This is a genomic window from Marinomonas sp. S3726, from assembly GCF_000967665.1.
GTDB lineage: Bacteria > Pseudomonadota > Gammaproteobacteria > Pseudomonadales > Marinomonadaceae > Marinomonas.
The window spans coordinates 72,209-89,047 of sequence record NZ_JXYC01000003.1 but is presented as its reverse complement, the minus strand read 5'-3'; the positions used below and the strand labels follow the sequence as shown (position 1 = coordinate 89,047).

The window sequence follows — 16,839 nt, the reverse complement described above, 5'->3', positions numbered from 1 at the left end:
ACCTAAATTGGCATATTCATAATTTTTTCATATGCATCTACAAGTTTATTTCTTACTTGAGTCATAGCCTCAAAAGATACGCTCGACTTTTGTAAACCTATCATAACTTGAGGTAGGTCTACGTTTTCATCGCCTCTCTCGTAAGCCTGTGCCATCGACTTGGCATCCTGCTGCAAATCATTAACGTTATCAACGGCATCTTTCAACATTTGCGCAAAATCAGCCCGTTCAATTGTTCCATCTCCTTCAACTTTCTGGGTTTCAGAAAGGGGAGTTGGTCCAACACCAGGCTGCTGCACTTGTGTTTTCATTTCTCTCATTTGAGACAAAACTTGATTTATATCTGGTCTATTGCTGACCATTTTAATCACCTACGAATTCGTTATCCAATCTAGCTTAGCATAATGCAACCAAAAACAAGATAGATAAATCAATCAACTTCTAAGCCACACTCACGCATTTTAGCTATTTTATAGCGTAAAGTTCGCGGACTAATGCCTAATTTCTCAGCCACATCTTTGCGCTTTCCATTTGCATCAATCAAAGCTTGAGCAATAATTCTAAACTCATGCTGCTGAACACCCTGACCTAAAATAGAAGCAGCGTTATCATTTTCTTCCTCATCTTCTTCTGGCTCAGCCATAGCTGACATCATATCAAACGCAATATGAGAGTCCTGAATAACACCATTAGGGCTAAGTATTAACGCTCTTTGAATGACATTTTCTAGTTCACGTATATTTCCAGGCCAAGGATGAGATTCCAATTGGCTTTGAGCAGAAGGTGTTAAAGAACTGCTACTAAGCCTCATTTTTTCTGTGTACTTAGCCAATAAACTTTGCGCAATAGGAATTATATCGCCTTTACGTTCACGTATAGGTAGCCACCTCAATGGGAAAACATTAAGTCGATAGTATAAGTCTTCTCTGAAACCACCATTACGAACATAATCAGCCAAATCTCTGTTGGTTGTCGCTATAATTCGAACATTAAGAGGGATCGGCTTTTTACCACCTAATCTTTCAACTTCCTGCTCTTGCAGTACTCGTAAAAGTTTGGCCTGTAAGCCAACATCCATTTCAGAAATTTCGTCTAGTAAAAGCGTGCCGCCATTTGCTTGCTCAAATTTACCTGCCTGAGATGAAATAGCGCCTGTATATGCACCTTTTTCATAACCAAACAAAATGGCTTCCAACATATTTTCGGGAATGGCAGCACAGTTAATGGCAACAAATGGCCCTTGATGACGATCTGAGTGCTGATGAATATAGTTTGCAAGCACCTCTTTACCTGTACCGCTTTCACCACTAATTAGAACGGTTGAATCAGTTGCTGCAACACGCTTCGCTAATTCAAGTAACTCAAGACTTGCTTTATCTTTAACGACAGGACCAGCATCTTCTACCTGTGAATGGTGTCTAGCATGCTTAGCAATAGTGCTTAAAAGCTCATCAGCTTGAAACGGCTTCAATAAGTAATCTACCGCACCTTCTCGCATTGCATCAACAGCATGTGCAATATCACCAAATGCTGTCATCAACATAATAGGAAGATCAGGGTACTTTTCAATCACATGAGAAAGTAAACCATAGCCATCCATGCCTGGTAAGTTGACATCCGAAACCACCATATCAAATGCTTGATTACGCAATGCCAACACAGCATCTTCTGCGCTATAAGCTAAAACACAATGATAGTTTGCCAACATCAGGGTATCTTCAAGCGCTTCTGCAAGCTCTTTATCATCTTCAACTATCAATAAATTCACTTCAGACATACTAACCCTTAATTATTGGTATGAGCACTTGTGCTCGAGTACCATGATTCTTCACACTGCGTAATTCTAATAATCCATGATGAGCTCTAGCAACGGCTTTCACCACCATTAAACCTAAGCCTGTACCATGTTGTTTTGTTGTAATAAAGCCTTCATGCACCTTGTCTAATTCATCATTAGTCATTCCTGGCCCAAAATCAATATAGGTGATGCTCAAATGGTCATTTTGTAAGTCCATTTCTAGCTTTATTTTAGGATTCGTTTCCTGCGCATCAATTCCGTTATTCAATAAATTCAATAAAGCACCCGTTAAAGTATCTTTATTACATTGGATAATGGCAGTGCCCGTAATTAAATTTTCAAACTCTAACCTTGCTTTTTTCTGCTCACATATATCCTGAGATAACCCAACCAATTCTTCGAAGAAATCATCGGAACTTAGCTTTTGATCAAGCCTGATATCACTTTTTGAAAATATCAGCATATCTCGGATTTGACGTTCAATATTCTCTAAACGTCCCATCAGTTTAGAGGAGAACTTATCTCGCATTGGCAAAGAGAGTTCCGGATTTTGTAAGTGACCAGCATATAAGGTAGCGCTTGCTAAAGGCGTTCTGATTTGATGCGCAAGTGCAGCTACCATTTTCCCCATATTTGAAAGTCTTTCATGATGAGAAAGCTGTTGCTGCAATTTAAATGTCTCAGTCAGGTCAATCAAAATAATCAGTTGCCCTGGCACATTCCCTAAAGAGGAGGTTTCCACCCTAACTCGACGCCCTGACACCATAGTCACTTCATGACCATCATCTTTTTGCGGAGCAAAACTTTTAGGTACAATCGCTCCCCAAGGGTTACCAACCAACTCAACGTCAAAGAGATTAATCGCAACTTTATTTGCCATTATCACTAGACCATTTGAATTAAGCATTAACACGCCAACAGGCATAGATTGAAACAACTGTTGAAACTGAGCTAACAGCATTTCATTCTTGCGCACTTCATCTTGCTTTTCTTGTTCAGATTGAGCAAGTTTTTGCGCAAGCTCAGCAACTTGATTTTGTAGCTCGTTATAGGAGTTAGCTAAAATTTGGGAGGTTTGCGTAAATTCTTCGAATGCAGCCTTTAGCGCCCTAATTTCCTCATCCTTCGTCACTAGAACTCCGATTTATCAATTTTATAACGACGCATTTTTTCAATCAGCGTGGTTCTCTGAATTTGTAAGCTCGCAGCAGCCTTAGAGACAACACCCCTCGAAGAAACAAGCGCTTGTCGAATTAATAAAGACTCTAGGTGCCTAACATGTAAATTAAGATCGAGCGCATGGCGCCTTGGTAATTTTCGTGACGCATCAATCTCTTTTAAAACCTTCTGCATCGTCTCTTGCCGCCAAGGCAGGGGACTATACCAATAAAGACCAGAGGTATATAGCTTAAACTCTTGATTTAACGAAATAATTGGCACCTCAACAGGATGGTTAACCGAACCAGCCTGAGACCCAACAACGATAAAAACAGGCGCTCTTGTAGCTAAATCGGGATCATCAACATCTATCCCTAAATAGTTAAGAATCGCTTCAACCTGCCATCTTTCTTCAAGACTTAAACCGTACAACCAGCAATTCAAATTAACTCCTTCGCGCTAATTATTGATTTTGTATCACATCGAAAAAATCATCCGCTGGCAAAGGCTTATAAAAGTAATAGCCCTGAATAAAGTCAACGTTTGATTGATTAACCAACTTCACCTGTTCTTCATCCTCAACACCTTCGACCACAACTTCTAAGTTTAGATCGTGAGCAAGGCTAACTACATGTTTAAATACACTACGAGACCTTTCGTCCTGCACAAGATTATCAACAAACATCTTATCTATCTTGAGTTGATCCAAGGGTAATTCAAGTAAATACGATAAAGAAGAAAAGCCAGTCCCAAAATCATCTAAAGAAATCTTTAAACCTGTACTCTGCATTGCATTTAATACAGTGCGTGTACCTGATTCATCTTCGACCAATGCAGACTCAGTTAATTCAACTTTTAACATAGAGGTAGCTAAATTATGTTGCTCTAACAGACCAGCAATATAATCTACCAGCTCTGGTTGAGCCACGTGTTGAGCTGATACATTTACACTGATAGGAAACGACCAAGTACCGTCATAGCTTGTACGCCAATCTTCAATTTGCTTCGTCGCCTTACGTATCACACTCTTACCTAATTCGACTATCATGCCACTTTCTTCTGCGATTGGGATAAAGTGGAATGGCGATATCATACCCTTTTCAGGGTGCTGCCAGCGAACCAAAGCCTCTGCGGCACAAACCTTACCTGATTTCGCATGCACTTGAGGTTGGTAGTGTAAGGTAAGCTCATCATTCAATATAGCTTTACGTAAATCCGCTTCTAACTTCAGCTTATCCACAACGGATGAACTCATCGCATCATCGTAAAATGATAAAGGCATGAACTGATTCGTTTGTAAGCGGGCTACATTCGCTTTATGCAAAACTTTTTCTAGCCCTTGCTCTAAATTTGATTCTACACTTACCCCAATCTTTGCCTCTTCAGCAACACTAACACCCTTCATATCTATGTTTGATTGCAGTAAATGAAGCAGTTCTTGTAGTCGCGAGATCAAGCCATCGACAGACTCTAACTGAAAGACTACAAACACAAAGCGCCCAGGCGAAATCGCATAGAAAGCACCAAAGTCTTCAAACTCTGACTGCATGCGAGCAATTTGGATTTTGAGATACTCATCTGCACTTACCTTACCCAAACTTGATGCTAACACTTCGTATTTTTCAAAAAATATTTCAACAAAAGCCATATCACCCAGCTCACTTTTTTGCTCAAAGTCAGTCAAGGTGGATGATTTAAGTAAATAGGCTTCGTTTAGCAAGCCGGTTTGAGTATCTGTGAATGTAAGTTCATTTATCTGAGCAAGAGAACGAGAACGTTTTTCTAATGCAGATTTGACCCTAGCTTTCAAAATAATGGGATTAAAAGGTTTGGGTAGATAATCTTCAGCACCTAAAGATATACCCTTAGCAATTTTTTCCAAATCATCTGCCGCCGACATCATAATCACGGGCAAATGACTATATTCAGCTTTAAGACGCATTTTTTCTAACACTTCAAAGCCATCCATGATAGGCATCATAAGATCCAACAGCACTAAGTCATACTGTTTTTGAGCAAGCATCTCTAATGCAATTTGACCATTTTCAGCTTCATCGCATTCTTTATAGCCATCTCGCTTTAAACGTCGTTTCAAGGTATATCGATTATCTTCATAATCATCAACAATAAGAATTTTTACAGACATAATCGCACCTATATAAAACTTTCTATTTTTTGTATTAGACGCTTAAGGTCCACAGGCTTTGTATCAAAATCATTCGCCCCAGCGGCTGTTGACTCGTTCATATAAGAATCCATCGCATGGGCTGACAACACAATAATAGGAAGACTCGTATTTGTCAGTCGTATCTGTTCAATTGCCTCAAAACCACTGATACCAGGTAAGGTTAAATCCATTAAAATAAGATCCAGCTCTAACTCTTTAACCTTTTGCACACCTTCCTCGCCTGTGTAGGCGATATGCATTTGATAACCTTTACGCTCTAATCTTCTCTTGAGCATATAAATATTATCTTCATTATCTTCTACATAAAGTATCTGTTTTGCCGCCATGATTAACTACCTAACAATCTCTTAATTTGATTAATCACTACATCCTTGGATATTTCATCTTCCAACATCACTTTATCCACCCTTTGATCAAGTAGGTGCTTTTCTTCTTCATCAAGATCATTCGATGTTATGGCTAAAATAAAAGTATCAGACCAATTTGGGTCTTGCTCTATTTGCCCCAATAAAGAAAAAGCATCTGTTTTGGGTATCATCAAATCAACAACAACTAAATCTGGCGGTGTTGACGACATGCTCTCAAGCGCTTCATTTCCATTTTCCACCTGATTAATATGCCAGCCTTCGCCTTCAAATACCTTAACTAAACCAGACACATCATTCTCATGGGTATTAATCAACAAAATATTGGCAGGTTCACCATTAAATTTAGATTTAAACCTATCAGCCACCTGTATAATTGCACTTTCATTAATCGGTTTAACTAAATAATCATTGGCACCAAGCGCGATACCTTTTTTCCTTTCATCATCCACTGAAACCATCACTACAGGAATATGAGACAAATCCACATGCGCCTTAAGCTCTGCTAATGTTTCCCAACCATCCATTCCTGGCATTTGAATATCTAAAGTAATTAAATCTGGCTTAAGCTCTAGGGCCATTTCCAATGCCTCTTTGCCGTCTTTGGTAAAGAAAAGCTCAAATCTATCATCCGATAGATACCTTGCCATTAAGGTATGCATATCTGGATCATCATCAACCACTAATACAGAGGTAACACCTTCATCTTGATCAGGATTTAATTCGCCATTTCGCATCTGCTCATCTTCACTTAATTCTAGTGCAACCTCATCTTGCGCAAGTGGAATAGTTAACGTAAACACTGAGCCTTTACCAACTTCACTGGTCACTAAAATATCGCCCCCCATCATACGAGCGAATTTACGACTGATTGCCAAGCCTAAACCCGTTCCCTGATGCTTTCTTACACTGGAGGAGTCAACCTGAACAAAGTCTTGGAATAAATTGTCACATTGCTCTTGATTCATCCCTATCCCAGAATCACAAACAGCAATATGAAGATTAGTTTCATCTGCAAAGGCAGATAATTTCACAGAACCTTCATCAGTAAACTTCACTGCATTGCTCATGAGGTTTAGCAAGATTTGCTTCAAACGCGTCTGATCATTAAAGTGATCACCTAGCCCCTCATATTCACCAACCAAAGGAATCGATTTCTTATCTGACAAAGGTTTAATTGAAGCTAAAACATCTTCTAACGCCATTTCTAAGTCAAATGCTTCTCGGTGAAGCTCCATTTTCCCAGCTTCAATTTTTGAAATATCCAAAATATCATTAATAAGGTTCAATAGATGCTTAGCAGCCCTTAGAACTCTGTCCAATGGCTCAACATAATCTTCATCATCAAATTCCAATGCATCCTCATACATCATCTCTGACAAACCAATAATGGCATTTAGAGGCGTTCTTAATTCATGACTCATTTTCGCTAAAAATTCAGATTTAACCTCATTTGCCTTAACGGCTTCGGCTCGTGCATTTTCGGCTTCTTTTCTTTCTTGCTCAGCATCATCCCGACTTACTTCCGCTTCTTGGCGATGAAGCTCTGCTTCATCACGACTTTGTTCTGCCTGTAACTTAAGCTCCTCAGCTTCAAGTTTCTTCTGTTCAGCTTCCTGCCTATGCTTCTCAGTCTTATCATTTGCCAACAAAAGCTTACTTTCACTCTGATTAATTTGGCTTTCAATACGCCCTAACAACACATAAAAAAAGCCACATAATAGAAGCACTATGACACTAACCAGCGCCCCCGTTAAGACTAAAGTAAACTTCAGATCTTGTTTTACCTTTGTCGTATCCTGAGCAATTAATAAATGGGCGAAAAGATCACCAGAAACATTCGAAATAGGGATGATACCAACATCAAAAATACGTTTATCAACAGCAACATCTGTTGCGTAGTAGATCTCATTACCTCTATTGTCGTCATAATAATCACTTAGAAGGCTAGAGAAAGCACTTTGATTAAGGAGACTATTATTGTTGTTAACAGATAAAAATTGACCAAATTGATTAAATGATAAATCCCTACTGTAAATACGATAACGTCTCTTTACAGACTCAATATCCAACCCTTCTTTATTAACCAACATAGATAAGTAAATGTTTTGGCCTATTGCTAAATTTTTTACCAACCTATCAAGCGGTTTATCCATTACTAAATAGCCATTAAGTCGATCTTCCATAATCACTGGCATTACAGCCCGCAACAGAAGCTCGCCATTATCCAAAAGGACGAGATCAACTACTGGCTGCCGCTCTTCTACGGCCATGGTTACAGCCGAACTCTCAACTTGAGAAATCGCTTGCTCATCCCACACCTCTCCTAATATTTTTAATTTCGGAGAAACATACATAATGCGACTAATATCAATTGAATCCCTAGAAGCTCGAAAGAGTTCCTGCAAGTGTTCATCAATTAAACGGCTATCTGTCTCTCTCATGCTTGTGAAGCGATCAGTTATCCAACGCAAGTTATGTAGCATCAACTTACCTTGCTGCTGTGACACTTGATAAGTTTGCTCATCAAAACGTGTTACAGCACTGATTAAGTTATCTTCTTGATGATCATCAGATAAATTCGATACAACTAAATAAAAAGCAGTACATAAAACACTTAGAGCAATTGCGAGGGGAACTAAGACAGGAACTTTAACACGCGATAAATTCTTACTTTCTGGAGCAACCTTTACCGTCATAACTTAACCTTTTCATTGGACAATTAAATGACTACTGGCACCTAACATCTATCTATACAAGTTTCATAATTTTTTTCATCGCTAAAAATATGACAGGTAATTGCACCTTGGCGAGATAGCAAAATGTCATAGGAGAAAAATAGGCGCTGTCTCTACATAAGTTAAGACCAAATAGTCATTAAAGTCACTTAATTTAGAGTTGGGACAAGATGTTATCAAACTCTAAAAATGAGTCTTCAACATTTTCGTATTGAGTTAACTTAGCAAGTAAAGGTGCAGTAATTATGGAGTTTATAGCAGCAACATTCTCTTCATAATAAGGCATAGAATCCCCCATATTAGCAATCCAACCGACAATATTAAGTCCATCCCTTTGAATCGCTTCTGCCGACAAAGTGGCATGATTTATACAGCCTAGCTTCATATTAACGACAAGAATAACAGGGAAATTTAACGACTTTGCAAGATCCGATAACATCTCACGAGAATTAAGCGGCACCCGCCACCCACCAGCACCTTCTACAAGAGCAAAGTCATGCGGAGTTAATAGCGCCCCTTTAATCACACCTTCAAGCCTTGCAACAGACATACTAACACCTGCATTCTCAGCAGCAATGTGAGGCGCTATCGCCTCTTTCAGTAACACTGGATTAATTTGTTCATAAGTTAGCTTAACACTGGTTTGCGCCATTAATGCTAAAGCATCATCATTACGCAAGACACCCTCAACTAATTCAGCACCAGCAGCAACAGGTTTCAGCCCCATAGTAGCAAGACCTGCACGCTTTGCCGCCGCCAAAATACCTGCAGCCACAAAAGTTTTACCTGCATCAGTGTCTGTTGCCGTTATAAAAAAACGTTTTTTAGCTGCCATTTAATTCTCTCTTTGTTCTTTTTTAAGATGTAGATAAACAAGTTGATAAGTTAAAGGAATACCTTTTTCAGTACGAAGCTTCTCATACTCACTAAGAAAGGCTCGCCAAGATGCTGGCGTTACAACTTGCCTTTCATCTTCTTCCACCAACACGCTCGCCCCTACTTTTTTGAGGGAATCAATTGCTTCTTTGGGAGAGTCGAACCACATAGTCATTGGCTCGCATACAAGCTGCTTAACCACAAGCCCAGTGGAGCTTATCTGGGCAACCAAGTCATCATAACTTGGGTAGTGATTTATATGTGTATGGCCGTCAACCTGACGCCAACAATGAGCAATCTCTGGCATTGAGCCTTGCGCTAAAGTAGAAACCAGAAAATCACCATTAGGCAGCAAAACCCTTGAGACCTCACTTCCAATCAATTTTAAATTTTCACACCACTGTATTGATAAGCTTGAGAAAATAAAATCAAAGCAATTATCTTGAAAAGGCAATGCCTCTGCATCACCACACACAGCAAAGCTACCAGGTGATTTTTGCTGGTTTTTTTGCAACATATTGACAGATAAGTCAAAGCTAACGAGATAGTCTGAGTTGGAATCTAAAAAACTAGCAGCATTCCCTGTACCACAACCTAAATCCAAACTTAGTTTAAATCTATCCTGTGGACACATACCTTTTAAATGCGTCAACACATTAGCTTGAAATTGAGAGAAATCATCGTAAGTCGAAGCCGCTTTATTAAAAGATTTTGCGACTTCTTGCTTATAGCAGGGAATAATGTTTTTAGTGGGCATTCAAAAAGTTTTCTATATGTGGGTATAACAAGTTCAAGTCTTCTAAAAATGGTTGATGAGCGCATCCTTCAAGTATTTTATATTCGATAGGTACGCACTCATTTTTGATCATTCTTGGCCAACTAGTGTCCACTAAAGCATCATTTTCACCCAAAATATGCAAACTTGGCATATCCAGAATTTCTAGCTCTCGCCTCACGTCCAAATCCTTTAAAAGGCGTAACCCTCCTTCTAAAGCTAAAGACATATAAACACCAGGTTCAACCCAACTAGCCAATTGTTTACGTACACGAGACGCCTCTAAGCCACCTTTGGTTTGTAATGCAATAAAGCGCTTTAAACCCATTGCAGCATCCTTGGCAATGAGCTGCTCAAAAGCTTCAAAATCTTGTAAAGGCATAGCGAGCTGCCAATCATGGGTTTGAACGAAAGCAGGGCTCGTTGCAATAGTGATCAAGCCCTTTACACAGCTAGCTCTATGAGCCGCAACGTAACTTGAAATCATGCCTCCTAAAGACCAGCCAATCCACCACGCGTCTTTAGGTGCAGCAGCCACTAACTGCTCAGTTAAGGCATCAATGTCATAATTAGGCCCAATAACGGCATCTTGAATCAAGTCAGCATCTCTTGAAATGCCAGGCAAATTCACTAAAACAACATAATGATTAGCACTTAACTTTTGAGCCAACTCATGTAAACACTCTTTTGGCATAGCCCAACCAGGCAAAATAAAAATCGCTTGATTCTCAGGGTTACCAAAATATTCTTGTTCTAATCGATAACGCATATGCCTTTAATTCCTTGTCGCCAATGCTAACGTCAAGCTATTAACCAAGTGTGAGATTTGATCAAAACTATGTTGTGAAGAGAGAGTAATACGTAATCTTGCACTCCCCTGCGGTACAGTTGGAGGGCGAATGGCAGTACACCAAATACCACTTTTCTTCAAAGATTCACTCAAACTTAATGCCAGCTCACTATCACCAACCAAAATAGGCTGAATCGCAGTTTCCGATTCACATAAGGTTATAGGTAGTTGCCCAACAGCTTGTCTAAAAAAAACTATATTAGCAGCCAATTTTTGCCTAAGCATTAGACCTTCATCACTTTTTATTATGCTTAAACTTGCCCTTGTCGCTCCAACAATAGCAGGAGACATAGCTGTCGTATAAATATATGGACGAGAAAACTGAGTAAGATAGTCTGCAAAGTCATGAGAACAAGCCACAAAAGCCCCAGCAGTACCAAACGCTTTACCAAATGTTCCCACTAATAGCGGAACGTCATCTGGCGTAACACCTTCAAGCTCCATGGAGCCACGCCCAGTTTCCCCACAACAAGCTAAGCCATGTGCATCATCCACCATTAAAAGCGCATTTTCTTGTTCACACAAAGAAGCGAGCCCAGCTAATGGAGCCCTGTCACCATCCATGCTAAAAATACCATCTGTTGCTAAAATGGTGGATTTTGTTTGATCTTGGGTAAAGCGAGATAGCGTTTTTTGAGCAGACACTAGGTCTGAATGAAGATAGCGCCTCATTTTTGCCCCAGCTAACTGAGCACCATCAATAAGGGATGCATGATTGAGTTTATCTTGTACTACGCCATTATCTTTACCAGCGAACGCCGCAATCACGCCCAAGTTAGCCATATAACCTGTGCTAAAAAGCATTACCCTGTCATAACCTAACCAATCAGCTAACTCTTCTTCAAGGCCTTGATGTTCGCGATTATGACCATTAACTAAGTGCGATGCCCCACTTCCAACACCATAACGCTGTGCGGATTCATGCATGGCTTTCACCATGTTAGGGTGATTAGATAAACCTAGGTAATCATTTGAACAAAATGCCAGATAGGCATTTTTATTAATTTCTATGGAAGGCACTTGAGCACCTTCCATAATAACCGTATGACGAAATAAGGCCTGTTTTCTTCGCTCTTCTAATGCTGCAAGCACCCAATCAGGACTAGTCGACATAAGCTCACTCTACTTTGCAGCATCATAGAATACTTTTGATTCTTGATGTGCTTGCACATCAGCTAGAATCGCTTCTGTCTGCTCTTCATCAGAGTGCTCTTCGCGAGTCTCCGCGTTGATACCCAGCTTATTAAATAGCTGCATATCTTTATGGGCCTCTGGGTTAGGTGTTGTTAATAACTTCTCACCATAAAAAATAGAGTTTGCGCCAGCCATGAAACACAAAGCTTGCATCTGTTCATTCATACCTTCACGACCCGCAGATAAACGCACATGTGATTTTGGCATCATGATGCGTGCAATCGCTATCGTTCGAATAAACTCAAAGTTATCTAAATCTTCTACATTTTCCATTGGCGTACCTTCTACTTTAACAAGCATATTAATCGGTACACTCTCTGGGTGTGGCTTCATTTCAGATAGTTGGCGCAATAGGCTAATACGATCATTTTGTTCTTCACCCATTCCCATAATACCGCCACAACATAGTTTGATTCCCGAATCGCGAACACGATCCAAAGTGTCTAAACGGTCTTGATACGAGCGTGTTGTAATAATGCTGTTGTAATACTCAGCTGAGGTGTCTAAGTTATGGTTATAATAATCAAGGCCGACTTCAGATAACATAGCCGCTTGTTTATCGTTCAACGTTCCTAACGTTACGCAAGATTCAAGGCCTAACTTTTTAACACCTTTAATCATTTCCAATACATATGGAAAATCTTTTTCAGAAGGGTGCTTCCACGCAGCCCCCATACAAAAACGTGTTGCCCCTTTTTCTTTAGCCAGGTTTGCTTCTTGCAATACCTTTTCCACTTCCATTAGCTTTTCTTTTTCAAGCTCAGTATTGTAGTGACCACTTTGAGGGCAATATTTACAATCTTCAGGGCACGCACCTGTTTTAATAGATAGCAAGGTACTAACTTGTACCTCATTATGTTTGAAGTTCTGCCTATGAACAGTTTGCGCTTGAAATAATAGATCCATAAAAGGAAGATCAAATAAGGCTTGCACCTCAGCATGAGTCCAATTATGTTTCGCTTCGAAAAGGTTTGTGGCAGACATGGTTTCCCCAAATAAATGATTGCAAGGATAGCAATACTAATGGACTGGTCTTTTCTGTCAACCCAAAAAATATCACAAGTTTACTACCGACATTTTTTAGATCGCTGTTTCTTCTGCCAAATTAAATCACCTCAACTCATTTGCAAAAATTGTTTGAATGGTTTTTTCTTCAACGAGCAACACTGTCAAGCTTGTAAACTGCCAACATCTAAGCCCATAAACTTATGTGGAGAATGCCAAAAAAAGCCACCTCAATATAACCAGCTGCTTAGCCCGCTCGTTTATCAAGGACACACAAAAACCCTGATAACTGGACTCAAGTTTTCAAGTAAATATCAAAACACTCAGGTTTTATGTCACCTCTTAGTTCAAGCACTACAAGATCATTATCAAGCAAACAGCAAACCATGGCCTCAAGCACTTATCCCAGTTCCTAGCCATATAAACAGAGTGCGCCAAAGAGGCTTCTGTCATATGACACTACTAAGTCGCAACCTATTAGCTCAGCTCGCCATAGACCTTCCTTTATCAAGCAAGCTGCTAGTAAAAAAGCTGGACACAGCTCCTCAACACGACCTAAACAAGTCGCAAAGGCACAAACTCAAACCTAAAAATTTTCACTGCCCAAGTGGAGTTCCTTCCCATGTAGCTTTATTTGATGATGTCATCACCACAGGCTCAACCATAGATGCGTGCATCACAAAACTAAAAGAGGCAGGCGCAACAAAAGTCGATGTATGGAGCCTAGCAAGAACACCTGCAAAGGGAGACGAAAGCAACTAATAGATTTTTGTGACTAGCTCAGTCAAAAGAGTTTCGCTAAGATTGCCCAGATAAAATCAGCATGAGAAGGCGCACACTAATGACAGCTCCCATCCAAACAACAAACAAAGATCAGCACTCAGAGCTAGTCGAACTTGATAAACAGCTGCTATGGCACCCCTACACCTCTATGAGCACACCCATTGCCCATTACCTAGTTGAAAAAGCCCAAGGCATGCAAATTCAACTAGCAGATGGTCGACACTTAATTGACGGCACGGCATCATGGTGGAGTGTTATTCACGGTTATAACCACCCTAGAATAAGCCAAGCAATGAAAACTCAAATCGACAACTTCTCTCATGTCATGTTTGGCGGCTTAACTCATCAACCCGCCATCGAGCTTGGTCAAAAATTAATACATCTAAGCCCAGAAGGACTGGAGCGGGTATTCTTTAGCGACTCAGGTTCAGTCTCTGTCGAAGTTGCTTTGAAAATGGCAATTCAGTATTGGCACACTCAAGGCAAACCGAATAAACAAAAATTCGCTACCCCAAGAAGCGGCTACCATGGAGACACTTTTGCCGCCATGTCTGTGTGTGATCCCGTCAATGGTATGCATGGCCTATTTAATCAAGCCCTCACACCACAATACTTCGTGAGCCCACCACCTGCAGGTTTAGAGAAAGAAGTTGACCCTACTTACCTAAATGAGATACGCACTCTCTTTAAAGAATCAGGTGAAAAAATTGCAGGTTTCATTCTTGAACCCGTTGTACAAAACGCAGGAGGAATGCGTTTTTACAACCCTGCATACCTCACCGAAATACAAGCCCTTTGTGAAGAGTTTGAGATTCTTTTTATTCTGGATGAAATAGCAACTGGCTTTGGTCGCACAGGTAAGATGTTCGCTTGCGACCACGCCAATGTTAGCCCAGATATCATGTGTGTCGGCAAAGCACTAACGGGTGGTAACTGCTCGCTGGCAGCCACTCTAACCAACGACAAGGTTGCTCTTGGCATAAGTGATAATGATGGTGTTTTCATGCACGGCCCAACCTTTATGGGTAACGCCCTTGCATGCAGTGCAGCCAATGCAAGCCTTGAGCTTCTGATGGAGTACGACCTTGAAGTCTTAATTGGCAATGTAGAAAGCAACTTACATTCTGCCCTAGAAGCTTGCAGAGAGCTTGATAATGTCGCTGACGTTCGTTGCCTTGGCGCCATTGGCGTGGTTGAACTAAAAGAAGCCGTCAATCAAAAAATCATCCAACCTATGTTGGTTGACGAAGGGGTTTGGGTAAGACCTTTTGGAAAACTCGTTTACCTAATGCCTCCTTTTGTTGCCCAAAAAACAGATCTAGACAAACTAGGATCAGCAATCTTCAATGTACTAGCAAAACTCAATAAATAATTCCCTCTCAATAATTTTTGAGTAATTCATTTAATCAAAAAAGCCCTGAGCCAAAAATTAGCTCAGGGCTTTTTTATCAATCTTATGACAGGTTGAAATTAGCCTTTAAAACGCTCTGCTAGATTCACTTGCTCATAAACTTCTTCTTCGATAGCTGTAATAGCAGCAACCGAATTTTCAGCTCGTCCGATACTCTTACTGTTTAATTCAGTTACTTCACCCATTTGTAGATTCAGGCTTTCTGCCACTTGCTCCTGCTGATGAGCAGCTACATTAATTTGAGAAGTCATATCAACTATTTTCATAATAGCTTCTTCAATTGATGTCATATTCAAGGCCACTCGCTCAATACGATCAACACCTTGCTTAGCAACCTCTGTCCCTTGATCAATTGTCTTTAACACAGCTTCTGTATTTCGCTTAAGCTCTTCAGTCATTTGATTGATATTCTGAGTCGCTTGCTGAGTTCGAGTTGCCAAAGCTCGCACCTCATCAGCGACGACAGCAAAACCACGACCCGCTTCACCTGCACGTGCCGCTTCAATTGCAGCATTCAAAGCAAGTAAGTTGGTTTGTTCTGCAATATCACTGATAGAGTTCACCACCTCATTAATGGTATCACTCTCTTTCGCCAAAACATCGACTACTTTTTTAGCGTCATTAATTTCACTATAAACCTGACGTATTGTACTACCAGTCTCTTCTGCCAATGTCTGACTACTTCGTGTTTCTGCACATACTGACTCTGTTGCTTCAGCAGCTGCATTAACATTTTGTGCTACCTCTTGAATACTGGATAGCATTTGTGCGCCACCAGCAGCAACCGCATCGAATTTACTATTTTGCAGAGCAAACCCTTTAAGGTTCACTGACACACCATTTTTAACTGTACTAGCACGCACAGTAAGGTTTTTCGAACTTTCCAACAATCTATGACGGAAGGTATTTCTCGCAGCTTCCTGGTGTAGCTGAGCAAAACTTAAAGCCGCTTTCGCACCAATCCTTTTACAATATAAATACTGCCCAACCACATTATGGGACTCTACCGGAATTGCCTTTAAACTTTCATCCAAACCTGTGCGCTGTTGAAGTACTGCAAATAAACCAATTGCACCAGCAATCACACCAGCTACCTGCGCCCAAACAACACCAGTCCCAAGACTGATCAAAATGAGGACAAGCAAAGATAAAATTGAAGGAATAAAACTTGATTGGAAAAAAGAGGCTAATTTAACAGAGTTAGGAACAATAGATTTCCCTTTATTTACTCTGTCGTAAAGACCTTGAGCATGCAGGGCTTCTGCTGCTGTCGCTTTACGACGCACAGATTCATAACCAATAACACTACCATTATCAATCAAAGGGCTTACATGAGCACTCACCCAATAATGGTCACCGTTTTTTGAACGGTTCTTAACAATACCAAGCCAGCAGTTTCCTTTCTTTAGATTAGCCCACATATCGGCAAAAACAGCCGGAGGCACATCAGGATGACGAATCAAGTTATGTGGCTGATCCATCAACTCTTCTCTAGAGTAACCTGCTATTTCACAGAATTCGTCATTTACGAAGGTGATTTTTCCCTTAATATCTGTACTAGAAACAAGCACATAATCAGCAGGGAAAGCCGTTTCTTTGTTTGTTGCTGACATCTTACGCATAAGTTTTCTCGATATTATTTTATTATGATCACCCATATTTAAAAGGGCGTTATTCTCTTCACATTAAAATAATTCT

The 16,839-nt window shown here is 40.3% G+C and carries 15 protein-coding genes; 2 read left to right on the top strand and 13 right to left on the bottom strand.

The genetic code is table 11. The features are described 5' to 3' along the window. Positions 1 to 2: 2 nt before the first annotated feature. From fliE to bioB, 12 genes are all read right to left on the bottom strand, one after another. Entirely contained in the window at positions 3 to 362 is a 360-nt protein-coding gene (gene fliE, locus TW85_RS00680; RefSeq protein WP_046015154.1) for a flagellar hook-basal body complex protein FliE, read from the bottom strand. 68 nt (positions 363 to 430) lie between these two features. Then, positions 431 to 1,777, bottom strand: coding sequence for a sigma-54 dependent transcriptional regulator (locus TW85_RS00675; protein WP_046015153.1), 1,347 nt, complete (start codon positions 1,775 to 1,777; stop codon positions 431 to 433). Between the two features lies 1 nt (position 1,778). Further along, the gene (locus TW85_RS00670) at positions 1,779 to 2,930 is read right to left on the bottom strand and encodes an ATP-binding protein (protein WP_046015152.1); all 1,152 of its coding nucleotides are present in this window, start codon (positions 2,928 to 2,930) and stop codon (positions 1,779 to 1,781) included. Beyond that, positions 2,930 to 3,400 carry a helix-turn-helix domain-containing protein gene (locus tag TW85_RS26420; protein ID WP_046015151.1) on the bottom strand — a complete coding sequence of 157 codons (471 nt, stop codon included), beginning with the start codon at positions 3,398 to 3,400 and terminating at the stop codon, positions 2,930 to 2,932. Before TW85_RS26420 ends, TW85_RS00670 begins: the two co-directional genes overlap by 1 nt. Before the next feature lie 19 nt (positions 3,401 to 3,419). Then, a complete protein-coding gene (locus TW85_RS00660) occupies positions 3,420 to 5,102 on the bottom strand; it encodes an EAL domain-containing protein (protein WP_046015150.1) in 1,683 nt (560 codons plus the stop codon). 8 nt (positions 5,103 to 5,110) lie between these two features. Then, a complete protein-coding gene (locus TW85_RS00655) occupies positions 5,111 to 5,470 on the bottom strand; it encodes a response regulator (protein WP_046015149.1) in 360 nt (119 codons plus the stop codon). Positions 5,471 to 5,472: 2 nt separating this feature from the next. Further along, positions 5,473 to 8,208: a response regulator gene (locus tag TW85_RS25265; RefSeq protein ID WP_052701752.1), complete on the bottom strand. Its 2,736-nt coding sequence runs from the start codon at positions 8,206 to 8,208 to the stop codon at positions 5,473 to 5,475. A 193-nt stretch (positions 8,209 to 8,401) separates the two neighbouring features. Then, positions 8,402 to 9,082 (bottom strand): dethiobiotin synthase, encoded by a 681-nt coding sequence (bioD, locus tag TW85_RS00645; protein ID WP_046015148.1) that lies wholly within the window; start codon positions 9,080 to 9,082, stop codon positions 8,402 to 8,404. Continuing rightward, positions 9,083 to 9,880, bottom strand: a complete 798-nt coding sequence (locus TW85_RS00640) for a methyltransferase domain-containing protein (protein ID WP_046015147.1) — start codon at positions 9,878 to 9,880, stop codon at positions 9,083 to 9,085. It abuts the gene before it with no gap. Continuing rightward, the gene (locus tag TW85_RS00635; protein WP_046015146.1) at positions 9,870 to 10,667 is read right to left on the bottom strand and encodes an alpha/beta fold hydrolase; all 798 of its coding nucleotides are present in this window, start codon (positions 10,665 to 10,667) and stop codon (positions 9,870 to 9,872) included. Before TW85_RS00635 ends, TW85_RS00640 begins: the two co-directional genes overlap by 11 nt. A 6-nt stretch (positions 10,668 to 10,673) precedes the next feature. Beyond that, a complete protein-coding gene (gene bioF, locus TW85_RS00630) occupies positions 10,674 to 11,861 on the bottom strand; it encodes an 8-amino-7-oxononanoate synthase (protein WP_046015145.1) in 1,188 nt (395 codons plus the stop codon). 9 nt (positions 11,862 to 11,870) lie between these two features. Beyond that, positions 11,871 to 12,926 (bottom strand): biotin synthase BioB, encoded by a 1,056-nt coding sequence (bioB, locus tag TW85_RS00625; protein WP_046015144.1) that lies wholly within the window; start codon positions 12,924 to 12,926, stop codon positions 11,871 to 11,873. A 474-nt stretch (positions 12,927 to 13,400) separates the two neighbouring features. Here bioB and TW85_RS26115 point away from each other — a divergent pair, with 474 nt between their 5' ends. Then, positions 13,401 to 13,709 (top strand): hypothetical protein, encoded by a 309-nt coding sequence (locus tag TW85_RS26115; protein ID WP_157196867.1) that lies wholly within the window; start codon positions 13,401 to 13,403, stop codon positions 13,707 to 13,709. A gap of 79 nt (positions 13,710 to 13,788) precedes the next feature. Further along, entirely contained in the window at positions 13,789 to 15,102 is a 1,314-nt protein-coding gene (gene bioA / locus TW85_RS00615) for an adenosylmethionine--8-amino-7-oxononanoate transaminase (RefSeq protein ID WP_202904816.1), read from the top strand. 98 nt (positions 15,103 to 15,200) lie between these two features. On the opposite strand, the gene TW85_RS00610 is transcribed toward bioA, so the two are convergent. Beyond that, positions 15,201 to 16,763, bottom strand: a complete 1,563-nt coding sequence (locus TW85_RS00610; RefSeq protein ID WP_046015251.1) for a PAS domain-containing methyl-accepting chemotaxis protein — start codon at positions 16,761 to 16,763, stop codon at positions 15,201 to 15,203. Between the last annotated feature and the right edge of the window lie 76 nt (positions 16,764 to 16,839).